Source organism: Mycolicibacterium komossense (assembly GCF_025822605.1).
Classification (GTDB): domain Bacteria; phylum Actinomycetota; class Actinomycetes; order Mycobacteriales; family Mycobacteriaceae; genus Mycobacterium; species Mycobacterium komossense.
In genome coordinates this window covers 44,863-61,150 of the sequence record NZ_JACKTY010000018.1, presented here as the reverse complement: position 1 = coordinate 61,150, position 16,288 = coordinate 44,863, and the positions used below count along the sequence as shown (strand labels likewise).

The following is a 16,288-nucleotide window of genomic DNA, read 5'->3' as shown; positions in this document are numbered from 1 at the left end:
TGCAGAAAGAAGAACGATGGGAATCCGAAAGTCTTTACGGGTGACGGCAATTGCGCTTACAGCAGTGTCCGTCAGCCTGACCGCGGCCTGCGGAGGCACCGGATCGTCCGGCTCAGGCGGCGGTGAGACGCTCACCGTCTACAGCGCCGACGGTCTCGGTACCTGGTACAAGGGGCAGTTCGACAAGTTCACCAAAGACACCGGCATCAACGTCAACGTGGTCGAGGCCGGCTCCGGGGAAGTGGTGTCGCGCGTCGAGAAGGAGCAATCCAACCCGCAGGCCGATCTGCTGGTGACCTTGCCGCCGTTCATCCAGAAGGCCGACAAGTCCGGTCTGCTGCAACCCAGCGGTGTCGACACCGCGGGGATCCCGGCCGACCAGGTCGGCCCCGGTGGCAATTACCTCCCGATCGTCGACAACGCGCTGAGCTTCATCGCCAACCCTGGTGCGCAGCCGCAGCCGGCGACCTGGGACGACCTGCTCAAACCGGAATATAAAGACAAACTGCAGTATTCGACACCGGGGCAGGCCGGCGACGGCACCGCGGTGCTCGTCCTGTTGCAGCACCTGCTCGGCAAGCCCGGCGCGCTGGAATATTTGGCGAAACTGCAGGCCAACAACGTTGGTCCGTCGTCGTCCACCGGGAAGCTGCAGCCCAAGGTCAGCAACGGTGAGCTGCTGGTGGCCAACGGCGATGTCCAGATGAACCTGGGCTCCATCAAGGATGAGGGCTCGAAATTCGCCATCTTCATCCCCACCGCCGCCGACGGGACGAAGACGACGGTGTCGCTGCCGTATGTCGCCGGCGTCACCAAGGGTGCCCCGCACGCCGACGCCGCCAAGAAGCTGCTGGCCTACCTGGTCACCGAAGACGTGCAGAAGACGGTTGCCCCGCAGGCACTGGGTATGCCGGTGCTGGAGTCTCTGGTGAACCCCTCGGAGTCCGCCGTGGAGCCGAACACTCCGGCGGCTGTACTCAAGGGCGTCACCGTCTGGGTGCCGGACTGGGACGCGGTCCTGACCGATCTCGACGCCGATGTCGCCGCATACCAGAAAGCCACCGGTAGCTGAGATGGCTGACGTTGGGGTGGTCGCACCCAACAGTGTGGTGGCCAGCGAAACAGACGTACCCGCAATCATCTTCGACCGGGTCGGGGTTGCCTACGGGCACGGCAAGAAGACGACGCACGCGCTGGTCGATCTCAACCTGCGCGTCGCTGTCGGCGAGACCGTCGCCCTCCTCGGTCCCAGTGGATCGGGTAAGTCGACCGCGCTCAACGCGCTGGCCGGTTTCGTCCGACCGACGTCGGGCCGGGTCCGGCTCGCCGGCCGGGACGTGACCGATCTGCCGCCGGCGAAGCGGGGGATCGGCGTGGTGCTGCAGTCCTACGCCCTGTTCCCGCACATGCGGGTCTCCGACAATGTGGCGTTCGGGTTGAAATCGCAACGGGTGCCTCGTGGGGAGATCGCCGACCGGGTCGCCGAGGCGCTCGACATGGTCGGCATGGGCGACTACGGAAAGCGGTTGCCCCGTGAGCTTTCCGGCGGCCAGCAGCAGCGGGTGGCGATCGCCCGCGCCCTGGCGATTCGGCCCAGGGTGCTGCTGCTCGACGAGCCGCTCGCGGCGCTGGACGCCCGGTTGCGCCAGTCGATGCTCGCCGAACTGCAGCGACTCAAGGAAGCGCTGCCCGACACCGCGATGCTCTACGTCACTCATGATCAGGCCGAGGCGCTGGCCCTGGCGGACCGGATCGTCGTGATGAACGACGCGAGGCTGATGGATGTCGACACCGCGGAGAACCTGTGGCGACGGCCGCCGACCAGCTTCACCGCGGCGTTCCTGGGTGGCGCCAACCTGATTCCGTGCACGGTGGGCCGGGTGATCGGCACGTCGGCATTGGTGACCATCGCTCACAAGACGGTCAGCGCGGAGGCGCCACAGCCCAGGACCGGCAAGGTCGACTGGGCTCCTGGGTCACGCGCACTGCTGTGCATCCGGCCGCATGCCCTACAGATCGTCGGACTGGGTAACCGGGATGCACTGCGTGCCAACGTCAATGCGACGGTCTGGCGTGGGGCGACGACTCGGGTGGTGTTGTCGGTCGGCGGGATGCCGGATCAGCTGATCGAGGTTGACGCTCCAGGCAATGCGAAATTCGAGATCGGCGCAGAGATCGGCGTGCGGATCCCCGAGCCTGCCGGTGTTCTGGTGCGGATTCCGACATGACCGCCCTGCTCGATCAGCCCGCGCCGATCGACACCGCGAACGCGGCGCCGCGGGGTCGGACGCGCGCAGCGCTATGGGCGCTGGCGCCCCTGCTGGTGGTCCTGGTCGCCGCGGTGTACCCACTGATCCGGGTGTGCCTGGAATCGGCGAAAGTCGGCACCGGCTACGGGTGGTCGACGTGGACCTCGGTGCTCTCGGCGGAGATCTTCCGCGATGCGTTGTGGCGCACGGTGTCGATCGCCATGGTGTCGACACTCGGGTGCCTGGTGCTCGGCACATTCCTGGCGGTCGTGCTTGGCTTCGTGCCGTTTCCCGGCTCGGCGTTGGTCGGGCGGCTCATCGACACCGTCCTGGCATTGCCGTCATTCCTGATCACGCTGGCGTTCACCTTCCTCTACGGCACCGCGGGCGCCGCGAATGCGCTGATTACCGGTATCACCGGATCTGCTTCGCCCGCAATCGATTTCCTCTACACCCCGGCAGGCGTAGTGGCTGCCGAGATCACCTTCTTCACTCCGTTCGTGGTCCGCCCGCTGCTGGCGTCGTTCTCGCTGCTGCCGCGCCAACAACTGGACGTTGCGGCCAGCCTCGGTGCCTCACCGCTGCGGGTGCTGCGCACCGTGGTGCTGCCCGAGGCGTGGCCGGCACTGATCGCCGGCGGCAGTCTGGTCCTGCTGCTGACGCTCAACGAGTTCGGGATCGTGTTGTTCACCGGCGCCAAGGGTGTCGTCACGCTTCCAGTGCTGATCTACACCAGGGGCATCGTCACGTTCGACCTGCCGGGCGCCGCGGTGGTCGCGACCGTGCAGGTGGTGTTGTCGCTGGCGCTCTACGTGACGTACCGAATCGTATTCGCGCGGTTGATGACCGGGAAGGAGGCGCCGGATGTTGTTGTGGAACCCGCGAAGTAGGGCGACTGTTCTCACCGTCTTCGGGTCGGTCGTTCTCGTCGTCTTCGTCGCACCGCTGGCCATCGTCGTCTTCGCCGGACTGGCGGGATCGTGGAACGGCGCCCTGCCGTCGAATCTGGGGCTCGGGCACGTCAGCGCCGCGCTGTCCGGGGAAAACCTGGCCAGCCTGTCGGTGAGCCTGCAGAGCGCGATCATCGCCGGGGGTCTGGCCCTGATCCTGGGGACCTGGGCGGCGCTGGCCGCGCGGGAGGCGCCGGCCTGGTTGCAGCGGCTCACCGATGCGGTATTCCATCTGCCCATCGCGGTGCCGTCGGTGACGATTGGGCTCGGCCTGCTCATCGCGTTCAATGCGCGCCCGCTGCTGCTGGGTGGCACCCGATGGATCGTCATCCTGGCCCACACCGTGCTGGTCCTCGCCTTCGCGTTCAGCGCGGTCTCGGCGGCGCTGGATCGACTGGACCCGGCCTATCGACAGGTCGCCGAATCGCTGGGAGCGGGCCCGGTCCGGGTGCTGTTCCGGATCACCCTGCCCCTGTTGATGCCCGCCCTCGGCGCCGCAGCCGGCCTGGCCGTCGCATTGTCGATGGGTGAGCTCGGCGCCACCGTCATGGTGTACCCCGCGACCTGGAAGACGTTGCCGGTGACGATTTTCGGGCTGACCGACCGGGGGCAGGCATTACAGGCGGCCGCGTGCACGACAGTGCTGCTGTTGGTCACCCTGGTGGCCCTGCTGGTGCTTGGCCGAATCCGCGGCCGCGCCGCCCTGCGCTAACTGCGCGCGTAGACGGTGCGGCCTTCCTTGATCGTCTCCAGCACGGCGATGTCTTTGATCGCCATCGGGTCGACGGTCAACGGATTACTTTCCAGAACAACCAGATCCGCGAGCTTGCCAACCTCGATCGAGCCCTTGTCGGCCTCCTCGAAGTACTGGTGCGCCGCGTCGATGGTGATGGTCTTGAGCGCCTCCAACGCAGTGATCCGCTGATCGGCGCCGATCACCTCACCGCTGCGCGCGACGCGGTTGACGGCGGTCCAGAGCAGGAACATCTGATCGAGTGGGGTCACCACGAAATCGGTGTGATTGGTTGCCCGCAGCCCGCGGTCCAGCGCAGCACGGACCGGACTGAGGAAATCGGCCTGCTCCCGGCCGCGCAGCCGGATGTGCGCATCGCCGAAATAGAAGGTGTGTTCGGTGAAAAACGACGGGATGATCCGGTATTCGACAAACCTGTCGAGTTGGTCGGCGCGAACGAACTGGGAGTGGATCGCCACGGTGCGGCGGTCCTTGCCGGGATCGTCGCCTGCCGCGGCCGCGTGCGCGTCGAGCAGCATGTCGATCGCGGCGTCACCGTTGGCGTGGATGTTCAGCGGTAGCCCCAGGGCGTAGACCTTGGCGAACCAGTCATCGACGGTGGTCTGCGGGAAGCCTTGCTCGCCACGCCAATTCTGTTGACCATCAGGGCCTTCCACCAGGTAGGGCGTCGTGAAATACGCGGTCCGGCCCTGTGGCGAGCCATCGATGGTGATCTTGACGCCGCCGAGCTTGAACCGATCGCGGTAGGTGCCGAACGTCTCGGGCGGGTTGTCGGTGAGCACGGCGTCCAATTCCAGGATGAAGGGGAACGCGATGACGTCGATCACCGTGGCACCGCCGGCGGCGGCCCGTTGCATCAACGCGATGTCGCCGGCATGCGACAGTCCCTCATGGGCGGTGGTGAACCCGAATGACGCATACATCTGCTGCGCGGCGATACTCCACTCGATCTCCTGGGTGGGCGTCGGTTTGGGCATCGCGGCCATGATCGGCAGAAAGGCAGTCTCCATCACCAGCCCGTCGGGCTCCTGAGAGCCCGGCTTGCGCACGATGACCCCACCGGGAGGTGTCTCGGTCTCGGCCGAAATACCGTACAGCCGCATCGCCGCCGAGTTGAGCACCGCTCCATGCATCGACACGTGCCCGATCACCAGCGGATTGTCCGGGAAGTCGGCGTCGAGATCTTCTTTGTGCAGGGTCCGGCCGTCTGGCATCGCGCTGTCGTCGTAGCCGTACGCGACGATCAGCTCACCGGCCGGTATCGCGCGCGCTCCGCGAAAGTCGTTGAGCGCAGTCAGTATTGACTCCACATCGGCTCCGGGTCCGGCCGGCGGGGGGAAAAGGTTGACCTGGTTGACCACCGTGAGCGCACTCAGATAGTGACTGTGCGGATCGATGAACCCTGGGAGCAGGGTGGCGCCCTGCAAGTCTTTGACCTCGGTGTCCGGCCCGCGGTGTGCCTCGACGGCAGCGCGGTCGCCGACCGCCACGATGCGGCCGGCGGTGACCGCGACCGCTTCCGCGGCCGGATTCGCATCGTTGATCGTGACAATCTCACCGTTGGTGTAAATGACGTCCGCGTAGGCGACCATGTGTTCTTCATACCCTGCATTGCCTCATCGCGGCGTGTCGTCGATTGCACGTAGGCGTGTCGCCTCGGAAGTGGGCCTCCCCACCTCGGCAAACACCCATGACCGGAAAATCTGTAAACAACGGGGTAGACAGTTTCGAAATTTTGTCGATACCGCCAGGTGGTTCGGGGGTACTCTCCGACCCATGACGGTTCGACCGGAAACCCGCTATCCCGGGCCCACGCTGTGTTCCCGAGCGCGGTGGCTGCTCCACGCCAGTCCGGCTGACTACCTGTTGGCGGCAAGCGTGGCCTCGGCCTCACTGCCGGTGGTCGGCAAACAACTGGAACCCCTCGGCGGTTACACGGCCATGGGGGTCTGGGGTGCCCGTGTCATCCCTGAGATGCTCTCGGCCACCGTCCGCTCGTGGTTCACCCCCGGTATCGGCGAGATCCGTCAGCAGGAGCGCGACAAGACCCATGCCGTGTCCGATGCGGCACTGCGCGGTGTCGTACCCGCCGAGGACCTCGACATCGAGTGGCCGGTGCCAGAGAAGGCGCCCCCGCTCTGGAATGCACTCAAGCATCGTCGTCACCTGCACCGGGCGTCCGTGCGCTACGGAGACGATCCCGAACAACTGCTCGACGTCTGGCGCCGCACGGACCTTCCCGCCGGGCCCGCGCCAGTGATGATCTTCGTTCCCGGCGGTGCCTGGGTGCACGGCAGCCGGATCCTGCAGGGCTACGCGCTGATGTCGCACCTGGCCGACCTCGGCTGGGTGTGCCTGTCGATCGACTATCGCGTCTCGCCGAGCCATCGCTGGCCCCAGCACATGGTTGATATCAAGGCTGCCATCGCCTGGGCCCGCGCGAACGTCGACAAGTTCGGCGGTGACCGGGATTTCGTCACCATCGCCGGCTGTTCGGCAGGCGGACATCTGGCCGCACTGGCCGGGCTGACCGCGGGCGATCCCGAATTCCAGGGACATCTGCCGGACGGGTCGGACACCTCGGTCGACGCCGTGGTCGGCATCTACGGCCGCTACGACTGGGAGGACCGATCCACCGCGGAACGGGCCAGGTTCGTCGAATTCCTCGAGCGCGTGGTCGTCAACAAGAAGATCAAGCGGCACCCCGAGATCTTCCACAATGCTTCACCGATCCACCGCGTGCATTCCGAGGCACCGCCGTTCCTGGTGATCCACGGCAGCGCGGACACCGTCATCCCCGTCGCGCAGGCTCGGAGTTTCGTCGAACGCCTTCGCGCAGAATCGCGCTCGGTGGTCAGTTACGTGGAACTGCCTGGCGCCGGGCACGGCTTCGATATGACCGACGGTGCTCGCACCGGGTCGATGGCCACCGCAATCGGGCTGTTTCTCAACCAGATTCACCGCACCCGCAACATGATGAGAGCCAAAGAGGTCGTTTAACCTGCGCCCGCTTGTAGGGTCCTCCTTGAGGGAGGTGAACCGGTGAAGAGACTGACCGGGTGGGACGCTTTTCTGCTGTATAGCGAAGCGCCAAACGTCCACATGCACACCATCAAAGTCGCGGTGATCGAGTTGCAGGATCTCGGTGACCGGACCTTCGGTGTCGAGGAATTCCGTCAAGTCCTCGGCAGCCGGATGCACAAGCTCGACCCGTTCCGCTACGAGTTGGTCGATATTCCGTTCAAGTTCCACCGCGCGATGTGGCGCGAGAACTGTGACGTGGACCTCGCGTACCACATCAGGCCATGGCAGTTGCCCGCTCCCGGCGGGCGTCGTCAACTCGACGAGGCGATCGGCGAGATCGCCAGTACCCCACTGGATCGTCGCCGACCGTTGTGGGAGATGTACTTCGTGCAGGGCCTGGCCAACGGTCGCATCGCGGTGGTCGCCAAGATCCACCACGCGCTGGCCGACGGCGTGGCCTCGGCCAATTTGATCGCGCTCGGCCTCGACCTGCAATCGAGCCCGGACAGCACCGACGAGGTCTACCAACCCGACCCGCCCCCGACCAGGGGGAAGTTGTTGGGCTCGGCTTTTCGTGACCATCTGCGGCAGATCGGCCGGGTGCCGGCGACGATCAAGTACACCGCGCAAGGGATGAACCGGGTCCGGCGCAGCAGCCGCAAGTTGTCCCCCGAGCTGACGCGCCCGTTCACGCCGCCACCGAGTTTCATCAATCACAAGCTCACCCCGGAGCGACGGTTCGCCACCGCTACTCTGTCGCTGGCCGACATCAAGCAGACCAGCAAACACCTTGGGGTGTCGATCAACGATCTGGTGCTCGCGCTGTCCGCCGGGGCATTGCGAAAGATGTTGCTGCACTACGACGGTCAGGCGGAGCACCCGTTGCTCGCCTCGGTGCCGGTCAGCTTCGACTTCAACCCGCAGCGGATCTCCGGCAACTTCTTCACCGGTGTCCTGATGCCCATCCCGGTGGATCTCGATCAGCCGCTGGCGCGGGTGGAGCAGGCGCACACCACCGCGGTGATGGCCAAGGAGAGCAATCATCTGATCGGCCCGGAGCTGGTCAGCCGCTGGTCGAACTACGTGCCACCGGTGGCGCTGGAAAAGCTGTTCACGTACCTGTCGAGCCGTGACATGCAGAACAAGATACTGAACCTGAACATCTCAAATGTGCCGGGTCCGCGGGAGCGCGGCCGCGTCGGCGGGGCGCTGGTCACCGAGATCTACAGCGTCGGACCGCTGACGGCGGCCAGCGGGCTCAACATCACGGTGTGGAGCTACGTCGACCAGCTCAACATCTCGGTGATCGCCGACGGCGCCACCGTCGACGATCCACATGAGGTCACGGACGCGATGATCGACGAGTTCATCGAAATACGCCGTGCTGCAGGGCTTCCTGAGGAGCTGACGGTCGTCGAGACGGCGATGGCGCGCTGACTGCCGAGCCGACCGATTCTGCCGAGGGACGAGACAGATTAGGAGCGAGGCAACCGGAACTAGTCTTTTCGCCCGCGGGTGGCATGCACCCAGGACAGGAAGTGCTCGATCGCGTCGGCGGTGTGGTGCCCCCGCGGCGAGCCGAAGAAATCGAACGCATGCTGGGCGTATGGCGCTTCCGAATAGGCCACCGGGGACGTCGACACCTCGCGCAGCGCCTTGGCGAACGCTCGACCCTCGTCGACCGGGATGATCGAATCGTCGGTGCCGTGCAGGATGAAAAACGGTGGGGCATCGGGCCGTAACCGGGTGATCGGGGACGCGTCGAGATACTCCTGTCGGAACTGGGCGATCGGTTTCTTCACCACGAATCTCTGCAGAAATGCGATGAACTCCGGGCGGCCAGTGCCTTCGTCGGTGAACCAGTCGTAGCGGCCGTATACCGGGACCGCAGCCACCACGGAAGTGTCCGCGTCCTCGAAACCGGGCTGGTATTGCGGGTCGTTCGGAGTCAGCGCTGCCAGTGCCGTCAAATGGCCGCCGGCCGAACCGCCGCTGATGGCAACGAAATCGGGGTCACCCCCGTAGTCCGCGATGTTCTCCTTTACCCAGGCCAGGGCGCGTTTGACGTCGATGATGTGGTTGGGCCAGGTGTGTCGCGGGCTGACTCGGTAGGCCATCGAGACGCAGATCCATCCGCGTTCGGCGAGATCACTCATCAACGGGTACGCCTGCGGCCGGCGCATACCGATAGCCCAAGCGCCGCCGGGAACCTGCAGCAGCACCGGCGCTTTTCCGTCCAGCGGCAGGTCGCTGCGCCGCCAGATATCGGCGAGGTTGGCCCGGCCGTGCGGGCCGTAGCGTACGGTGCTCGACCGGGTGACGTAGCGGTGCCGAGACCACCCGGTCCGCAACACGCCGGATCGGCGGCGAGCGGCGGCCGCCGGTTGCGAAGTGGCCTGGACCGACGCGTAATCGTCACCGAGCGCCGCGCGCAGGCCGGCCTCCAACGGTTCGGCGGACTTCACATTGCGAAAGTGGATGAGCCCCAACAGGCCCCACGCCGTAGCGGTCAGCGCCAGCGCGGCCTTGCCCTGGCGGCCGGCGAAGTCACCGCGCAGTCCCCGGCGGGCGGCATCGAGCGCCGACCCGGTGAACAGCAGCGGAGCGTTCTCGCTGGTCGGCCAGCCGAGGAAGAAGATCGGGATGGTGAGATAGCCCTGACGCGCGAGTGGCCGCACGCCGTTGGCCGCCGTCAGGAGTTCTGCCACCGCACGCAGCAGCGGCCGCGGCTTACGAATCACGGGCCAGATCCTGCAGTTCCCGACGCGCCACCTTGCCGGTGTTGTTTCGGGGCAGTTCGTCGAGCACCGTAATGCTGCGCGGCACTTTGTAATTCGCGAGGTTATCGCGCACGTGCTGCTTGAGAACTTCCGGGGAGGCACTCCCACCGCTGCGAAGGACCACGAACGCGGCCAGGCGTTCGCCGTAATCCGCGTCCTCGACGCCGATCACGCTGGCCTCGGCGACATCGCCGTGGGTCATCAACGTCTTCTCCACCTCGATCGGGTACACATTCTCGCCACCGGAGACGATCATCTCGTCGTCGCGGCCGACGACGAATAGCCGGCCCGCCGAATCCAGGTACCCAACATCGCCCGAAGCCATGTATCCGTCGTGGAAATCTCTTGTGTTCCCCGAGGTGTATCCGTCGAACTGCGAGCTGTTGCGCACGTAGATGCCACCGACCTCGCCGGTCGGCACCTGCGTGAAGTCGTCGTCCAGGATCCGGATGTCGGTACCCTCCGCCGGTTTTCCTGCGGTATCGGGTGCGGCGCGCAGATCCGCCGGCGTCGCGGTGGCGATCATGCCCGCCTCGGTCGCGTTGTAGTTGTTGTAGATGACGTCGCCGAATTCGTCCATGAACTTGACCACGACGTCCGGGTGCATCCGGGAACCCGATGCGCTGGCGAATCGCAGTGAGCGCCCGCTGTACTTGCGCCGGACGTCGTCGGGCAGGGCCATGATCCGGTCGAACATCACCGGAACCACACACAATCCATAGGCTTGATGGCGGTCGACCAGTTCCAGTGTCGCCTCCGGATCGAATTTGCGCCGAGTGACGACGGTGCAAGCCATCGAGGCCGCGAACACCAACTGCGAGAACCCCCACGCGTGGAACATCGGCGCGACGACGACGACGGTCTTCTCGGTGCGCCACGGGGTCCGAGACAGGATCGCCTTCAGCTCAGCGACACCGCCGCCGGAATGCTTGGCGCCCTTGGGTGTTCCTGTCGTACCCGAGGTCAGCAGGATCAGCTTGCCGCTACTGTCGCTCTTGGCTGGATGCCGGCCCCGGTTGGCCGCGATCAACTTCTCCACAGTCGTGTCGTATGCGTCAGGCGCGTCGGTCCAGGCGATGATCCGGACGGTGTCCGCCCGGTCGGCCAGAGCGCGATCGACGGTGGCAGTGAATTCCTCGTCGTAGATCACCACGTCGACGCCCTCACGCTCGACCACCTCGGCCAGCGCAGGACCGGCGAAAGAGGTGTTGAGCAGCAGGACATTTGCGCCGATCCGGTTGGCCGCGACCAGCGACTCGACGAAGCCCCGATGGTTGCGGCACATGATCCCGACGGTGCCTGCGCCGCCGTCCAACCCCTGAAGTCCGGCGGCCAGTGCGTCGGAGCGGGCGTCGATCTCGGCGTAGGTCAGCGTGCCGAGTTCGTCGATCAACGCTGCGCGATCCGGGCAGCGCTGCGCTGACATTGCGAAACCGCTTGTGACAGACAGGCCCTCACGCTGTGCGGCGGACATGATGCGCAGGTACTTATCGGGTCGCAGAGGTGCGATCACTCCGGCGCGCACCATGGTCACCAGCAGATCGCCGACAGCGGCGGCCCGGTCCAGTCCGGGGATCCCGAGCATTCGCGCTATCCGATCACGGGTAGCCGGCGCTCTTTGGCCAACTGATCGAGTGCCTTCTGCATCACATACCGTACGTGCGCGTCGACCTCGTCGATATCGGGGTCTTCGCCGAACTCGGCGACGATGTCGATGGGCTCCAGCACCTGCTGCACGATCTTGGTTGGCAGCGGCACGTTCACCGGGAGCACTGCCGAGAGACCGAACGGGAAGCCGATCGACACCGGCAGAATCTTGGCGCGCAGCAGCTTGTCGAGGCGCAGCAGCTTGGCCACGCCGGTGCCGCGGGTCAGGTAGATCTGACTCTCCTGGCCACCGATGCCCACCGTCGGCACGATGGGGACGCCGGCGTTGAGCGCCGCTCGGACGTACCCGGTGCGGCCGCCGAAGTCGATCTTGTTCCTGGCAGTGGTGGGCCGGTAGACGTCGTAGTCGCCGCCGGGGAAGACCACGACGACGCCCCCGGTGCGCAGTGCCTCGTCGGCGTTCTCGTGGTTGGCCGGAATGAACCCGGTTTTGCGGAAGAAGTCCGCGGTCGGTCCGGTGAAGATCAGGTCGAAGCTCAGTGTGTAGACGGGGCGGTCGTAGCCGAAATAGTCGTAGAACCCGGTGGCGAACACCGGCACATCCATCGCGAACAGGCCCCCGGAGTGGTTGGACACCACCAGTGCGCCGCCCGGCGGGAAGGACTCCAGGCCGCGGACCTCGGATCGGTGCCAGCCTTTGATCACCGGTCGGAGCAGGCCCATCACCCGTTCGGTCAGGCCCGGATCCCACTTCGTGACCGCCCCCGCGGTCTCGGTGATGTCCACGTCGCTCGGTTCCACGGGGCCCCCTTGCGGATTGAAACGTGTTCTAGTTTTGTATCGTACCGAGGGTGCTGGTTTGCGGGAACGCCGGGTTCGGGTCGGATCCCGTCAGTCTTACTGTGCGGTTTACGATGTGCGCGTGAGCGAAGAAGCGGCAGAATCCGAAGTCCTCGTCGAGCAGCGTGACCGGATCCTGGTCATCACCATCAACAGGCCCAAAGCCAAGAACTCGGTGAACAAAGCGGTCAGCCAGGGACTGGCCGACGCGATGGACCGGCTCGACGCTGATCCGGACCTCTCGGTTGCTGTGTTGACGGGGGCCGGCGGCTCGTTCTGCGCCGGAATGGACCTCAAGGCTTTCGCCCGGGGTGAGCGCTGCGATATCGAAGGCCGCGGGCTGGGCTTCACCGAGCGCCCGCCGGTCAAACCGCTGATCGCCGCGGTCGAAGGCTATGCGCTGGCCGGTGGCACCGAGGTTGCGCTCGCCACTGACCTGATCGTCGCCGCCAAAGACGCCGCGTTCGGCATTCCCGAGGTCAAGCGCGGCCTGGTCGCCGGCGGTGGCGGCCTGCTGCGGCTGCCGCAGCGCATCCCGTATGCCGTCGCAATGGAGCTGGCGCTGACCGGCGACAACCTACCCGCCGCGCGCGCCTACGAGCTGGGCCTGGTCAATGTGCTGGCCGAACCGGGCGGCGCGCTCGATGCGGCTCTGGCGCTGGCGGAGAAGATCACCGCCAACGGACCACTGGCCGTCGCCGCGACCAAGCGGATCATCGTCGAGTCGCGCAACTGGTCGCCCGAAGAGCAGTGGAAAGAGCAGATCAAGATCCTGATGCCGGTGTTCGCGTCCAAGGACGCCACCGAAGGTGCGGTGGCCTTCGCCGAGAAGCGCCCGCCGAAGTGGACGGGCACGTAGGCGGTCAGCTGCGACCGCCAAAAATGGCTTGACCTCAACCCGACTTGAGGCGGCACCATGTACCCATGGCGGACCTGACGGGCTATTTCACCCGTATCGAATACACCGGGCCGACCGATCCGACGACAGACACCCTGGCGGCACTGGTCACCGCACACGGCGAGCACATCCCGTTCGAGAACCTCGACCCCCTGATGGGCATCCCGGTCGCCGATCTGAGCGTTGACGCTCTGGTCGACAAGATGGTACGCAGACGTCGCGGCGGCTACTGCTACGAGCACAACGGGCTGCTCGGATATGTGCTGGCGGACTTGGGATTCGAAGTCGAGCGGTTGACCGGCCGGGTGGTATGGCGCAACCAGGTGTGGCTCGACGGTCCGCCGCCGGCGGAGACCCATCAGGTGCTGGCGGTGCGCCCTCCCGGCGACTCCGAGCGCTACCTGGTCGACGTCGGGTTCGGCGGGCAGACGCTGACTTCGCCAATCCGGTTGGTGGCCGACGAGATTCAACAAACCCGTCATGAGCCCTACCGGTTACGCCGATACGGCAACGGTCCGGCCGACGGGTATGTGCTGGAGGCGTCGATCCGTGACGAGTGGCGCGCGCTGTATACCTTCACCGACCAACCGCGGCTGCAGATCGATCTGCAGCTGGGCAGCTGGTATGTGTCGACCTACCCGGAGTCGACGTTCGTGGTGGGGCTGAGTGCGTCGCTGATCACCGCGGCCGCCCGCTGGAATCTGCGGGGCCGCAACCTGACTGTCCACCACCGGGACGGGCCCACGGAGAAGACTCGGCTCGACAATGCCGCTCAGGTGCTGGATGTGCTGATGAACCGGTTCGGCATCGACGTCGGCGGTATCGGCGACGTGCATGCCCGCATCACCGAGGTACTGGATTCCTAACGCGCTCCGGTCAGGACGTCCCACAGTTCGCCGTCGGGCGCGTCGAGAGCGGCTCGTCCGAGGCGGCGTGCGTAGTGCCCGGTGCTGCCGAACTCGTCGATCCAACTGTGTGCGCGGTTCGTCGACGACCACAACTGGTGCTCGATGGTCACCCCGATCGCACCGTGCAACTGATGCGCGATGGTGTTGACGACGGGCACCACGCGACCGAGTACCACTTTCGCCACGGTCACCGCGTAGTCGGTCTGGGGCGCCGCGAAGCCGTGATCGGCGGCCGCCATCACCGCCAGAGTTGTTGCGGCCCTGGCTCGTTCAATCTCGCCAGCCAGCCCGGCCAGGGAATGCTGCACGGCCTGGAACTTACTCAGGGGACGGCCGAACTGCACCCGGTCCCTGGTGTAGGCCACCGACAGCTCTGCCGCCGCGTCGAGCGCGCCGATGATCTGCACGCATCGCGCCCATGCTCCGCGCCGCGTCAGTTCCTTGGCCGCCACTGGTCCCACCGGGAGAAAGTCCTCGGCGAACAGCTCGAACTCGATATCGTCGCGCGGCTCTCCGCCGAGGTTGCAGCCGTCGGTGATGGTCAGGTCGTCCGGACGGGCGGCGCCGACGAGAAGTCCGTCGTCGATCGGGATTGCCAGCACCACCGTGGAAGCGGCGCGCGTCCACGGCACCCGCGCAGCGGAGCCGATCACCCGGCCGTCGGTCACCGTGGCGTCGGCGACCACCACCGTCAGGGGACCCGTTTCGGAAACCTCGACGCCGGCCTCGGCGGCCAGCCACGCGGCCAGCAGGTCTGTCTCCGCGATCGGTGCCGCGACGGCATGACGGGCCAACCCGCGCAACAGAACTGCCGACTCGATCGGGCCCGCACCGAGATCCGGCGTGGTGGTGAGCCGGGTCAGTCCGGTGTCTTCCAGGTTGCCCCATGCGGTGTCGTCGAACTTCTCGGGCAGGCCGCGCCGGCCCAGCCGTGCCTCGAAGGACCTGGAGCCGATGTCGTCGACGAGGGCGCGAAGGTCGGCGGTGTCGTCGTCACCGGTGGACCCGGCGAAGACACCGCCGGCCAATACGTCGCTCATCTGGCTTTTCCGCTCTTCGCGCAGGCGCTCATCTGGCTTTTCCGCTCTTCGCGCAGGCGCTCATCGCAACCCCATCCCTCTCGCGATCACACCACGCAGCACCTCGTTGGTCCCGCCACGCAATGTGAATGCCGGTGAATGCGCTCGCGCGGTGGCGAGCATCGCGCGTAAGGCCGGCTGCGCAGCCGAATTGGCGTCGACATAGTCCAGCAGATCGGCGACGAGCACCACCGAGTCTTGTTCGAACCGGGTGCCGAGATCCTTCACCAGGGCCGCCTGGTTGGCTGCCGACTCACCTGCGGTGAGCGCGCGGGCCACCGACACCGACAACTGGCGCAGCGAGATCAGCCGGGCGACGAGATCACCCACCTCGGCGGCCGTGCGCTCGTCGACGGCCTGCTGCGACAGCGCACGGATGAGGCCGAGGATCAGCGGGGCCGTCGAGAGGATCCGTTCCGGCCCGCTGCGTTCGAACGACAACTCCGCGGTGACCTGATGCCAACCGTCGCCGATCTTGCCGATCACCTCGGAGTCGGCCACGAACACGTCGGTGAAGGTCGTCTCGTTGAAGTGGTGGCCGCCGTCCATCATCACGATCGGCTCGACGGACACCCCGTCGGCATCCAGCGGCACCAGGAACTGGCTGAAGCCGGCATGTCGATGCTCGGTGTCCAGCGGGGTGCTGCGGGCCAGTACCACGATCGCGTGCGCCAGATGCGCGCCACTGCTCCAGACCTTGCGGCCGTTGAGGATCCAGCCGCCGTCGGTTGCTACGGCGCGCGTGGTGGCGGCGGCCAGATCAGAGCCGGCCTGCGGTTCGCTCATACCGATGGCGGAGAAGAACCGGCCCGCGGTGATCTCAGGGAGAATCCGTCGGCGCTGCTCCTCGGTGCCGTAGGCCAACAGTCCCGGGGCTACCTGCCGGTCGGCGAACCAGTGCGCGGCCACCGGCGCCCCGGCCAGCAGCAGCTCTTCGGTCACCACGTAGCGGTGCAGATGGCCCAGCCCGTGCCCCCCATACTCGGTGGGGATGGTCAGCCCGAGGAAACCCGCACCGCCCAGCCGGGCGCTGAAGTCTGCGTCCCACTGGGAAAGCCAGGCGTCGACCGCCGGCTGCCAGCCGAATTCGGCACGGTCGGCGGCCACGAAATCGCGTATCGACGCTCGCAACACCGACAGCTCGGGTTCATTGGCGCACAGCGCAGCAAAACTGGATTCAGCACCCACAAGCATTGTC

At 66.2% G+C, this 16,288-nt stretch carries 14 protein-coding genes; 8 read left to right on the top strand and 6 right to left on the bottom strand.

The window, feature by feature from the left end:
- The first annotated feature begins 16 nt into the window (after positions 1 to 16).
- From H7J73_RS06525 to H7J73_RS06510, 4 genes are read left to right on the top strand one after another with little or no spacing between them, the layout of a single operon-like run.
- Entirely contained in the window at positions 17 to 1,072 is a 1,056-nt protein-coding gene (locus H7J73_RS06525) for a 2-aminoethylphosphonate ABC transporter substrate-binding protein (RefSeq protein ID WP_264066458.1), read from the top strand.
- A gap of 1 nt (position 1,073) precedes the next feature.
- Positions 1,074 to 2,228 carry an ABC transporter ATP-binding protein gene (locus tag H7J73_RS06520; protein ID WP_264066456.1) on the top strand — a complete coding sequence of 385 codons (1,155 nt, stop codon included), beginning with the start codon at positions 1,074 to 1,076 and terminating at the stop codon, positions 2,226 to 2,228.
- Positions 2,225 to 3,139: a 2-aminoethylphosphonate ABC transporter permease subunit gene (locus tag H7J73_RS06515; RefSeq protein ID WP_264066455.1), complete on the top strand. Its 915-nt coding sequence runs from the start codon at positions 2,225 to 2,227 to the stop codon at positions 3,137 to 3,139. The genes H7J73_RS06520 and H7J73_RS06515 overlap by 4 nt, the downstream gene beginning before the upstream one ends.
- The gene (locus H7J73_RS06510; protein WP_264066454.1) at positions 3,114 to 3,911 is read left to right on the top strand and encodes an ABC transporter permease; all 798 of its coding nucleotides are present in this window, start codon (positions 3,114 to 3,116) and stop codon (positions 3,909 to 3,911) included. Before H7J73_RS06515 ends, H7J73_RS06510 begins: the two co-directional genes overlap by 26 nt.
- Here H7J73_RS06510 and H7J73_RS06505 read toward each other — a convergent pair.
- The gene (locus H7J73_RS06505) at positions 3,908 to 5,545 is read right to left on the bottom strand and encodes an amidohydrolase (protein WP_264066453.1); all 1,638 of its coding nucleotides are present in this window, start codon (positions 5,543 to 5,545) and stop codon (positions 3,908 to 3,910) included. The two genes, H7J73_RS06510 and H7J73_RS06505, sit on opposite strands and share 4 nt — an antisense overlap.
- A gap of 184 nt (positions 5,546 to 5,729) precedes the next feature.
- Here H7J73_RS06505 and H7J73_RS06500 point away from each other — a divergent pair, with 184 nt between their 5' ends.
- Complete coding sequence (locus tag H7J73_RS06500) at positions 5,730 to 6,953, top strand: alpha/beta hydrolase (RefSeq protein WP_264066452.1); 1,224 nt, start codon at positions 5,730 to 5,732, stop codon at positions 6,951 to 6,953.
- Between the two features lie 42 nt (positions 6,954 to 6,995).
- Positions 6,996 to 8,414 carry a WS/DGAT/MGAT family O-acyltransferase gene (locus H7J73_RS06495; RefSeq protein WP_264066451.1) on the top strand — a complete coding sequence of 473 codons (1,419 nt, stop codon included), beginning with the start codon at positions 6,996 to 6,998 and terminating at the stop codon, positions 8,412 to 8,414.
- 59 nt (positions 8,415 to 8,473) lie between these two features.
- On the opposite strand, the gene H7J73_RS06490 is transcribed toward H7J73_RS06495, so the two are convergent.
- The 3 genes from H7J73_RS06490 to H7J73_RS06480 are packed head-to-tail and all read right to left on the bottom strand — an operon-like array spanning position 8,474 to position 12,088.
- Positions 8,474 to 9,715 carry an alpha/beta hydrolase gene (locus H7J73_RS06490; RefSeq protein ID WP_435405439.1) on the bottom strand — a complete coding sequence of 414 codons (1,242 nt, stop codon included), beginning with the start codon at positions 9,713 to 9,715 and terminating at the stop codon, positions 8,474 to 8,476.
- Positions 9,708 to 11,342, bottom strand: a complete 1,635-nt coding sequence (gene fadD12 / locus H7J73_RS06485) for an acyl-CoA ligase FadD12 (RefSeq protein WP_264066448.1) — start codon at positions 11,340 to 11,342, stop codon at positions 9,708 to 9,710. The genes H7J73_RS06490 and fadD12 overlap by 8 nt, the downstream gene beginning before the upstream one ends.
- 5 nt (positions 11,343 to 11,347) lie before the next feature.
- The gene (locus tag H7J73_RS06480) at positions 11,348 to 12,088 is read right to left on the bottom strand and encodes a 1-acyl-sn-glycerol-3-phosphate acyltransferase (protein WP_276030997.1); all 741 of its coding nucleotides are present in this window, start codon (positions 12,086 to 12,088) and stop codon (positions 11,348 to 11,350) included.
- Positions 12,089 to 12,287: 199 nt separating this feature from the next.
- Between H7J73_RS06480 and H7J73_RS06475 the strand changes: the two genes are divergently transcribed.
- Entirely contained in the window at positions 12,288 to 13,064 is a 777-nt protein-coding gene (locus H7J73_RS06475; protein ID WP_264066447.1) for a crotonase/enoyl-CoA hydratase family protein, read from the top strand.
- A 65-nt stretch (positions 13,065 to 13,129) separates the two neighbouring features.
- Positions 13,130 to 13,969 carry an arylamine N-acetyltransferase family protein gene (locus tag H7J73_RS06470; RefSeq protein WP_264066446.1) on the top strand — a complete coding sequence of 280 codons (840 nt, stop codon included), beginning with the start codon at positions 13,130 to 13,132 and terminating at the stop codon, positions 13,967 to 13,969.
- Here the strand turns inward: H7J73_RS06470 and H7J73_RS06465 are convergent.
- Together H7J73_RS06465 and H7J73_RS06460 are read right to left on the bottom strand one after the other, a co-directional pair.
- Entirely contained in the window at positions 13,966 to 15,051 is a 1,086-nt protein-coding gene (locus H7J73_RS06465; protein ID WP_264066445.1) for an acyl-CoA dehydrogenase family protein, read from the bottom strand. The genes H7J73_RS06470 and H7J73_RS06465 overlap by 4 nt on opposite strands.
- A gap of 60 nt (positions 15,052 to 15,111) precedes the next feature.
- Entirely contained in the window at positions 15,112 to 16,284 is a 1,173-nt protein-coding gene (locus H7J73_RS06460) for an acyl-CoA dehydrogenase family protein (RefSeq protein WP_264066444.1), read from the bottom strand.
- Positions 16,285 to 16,288: the final 4 nt, after the last annotated feature.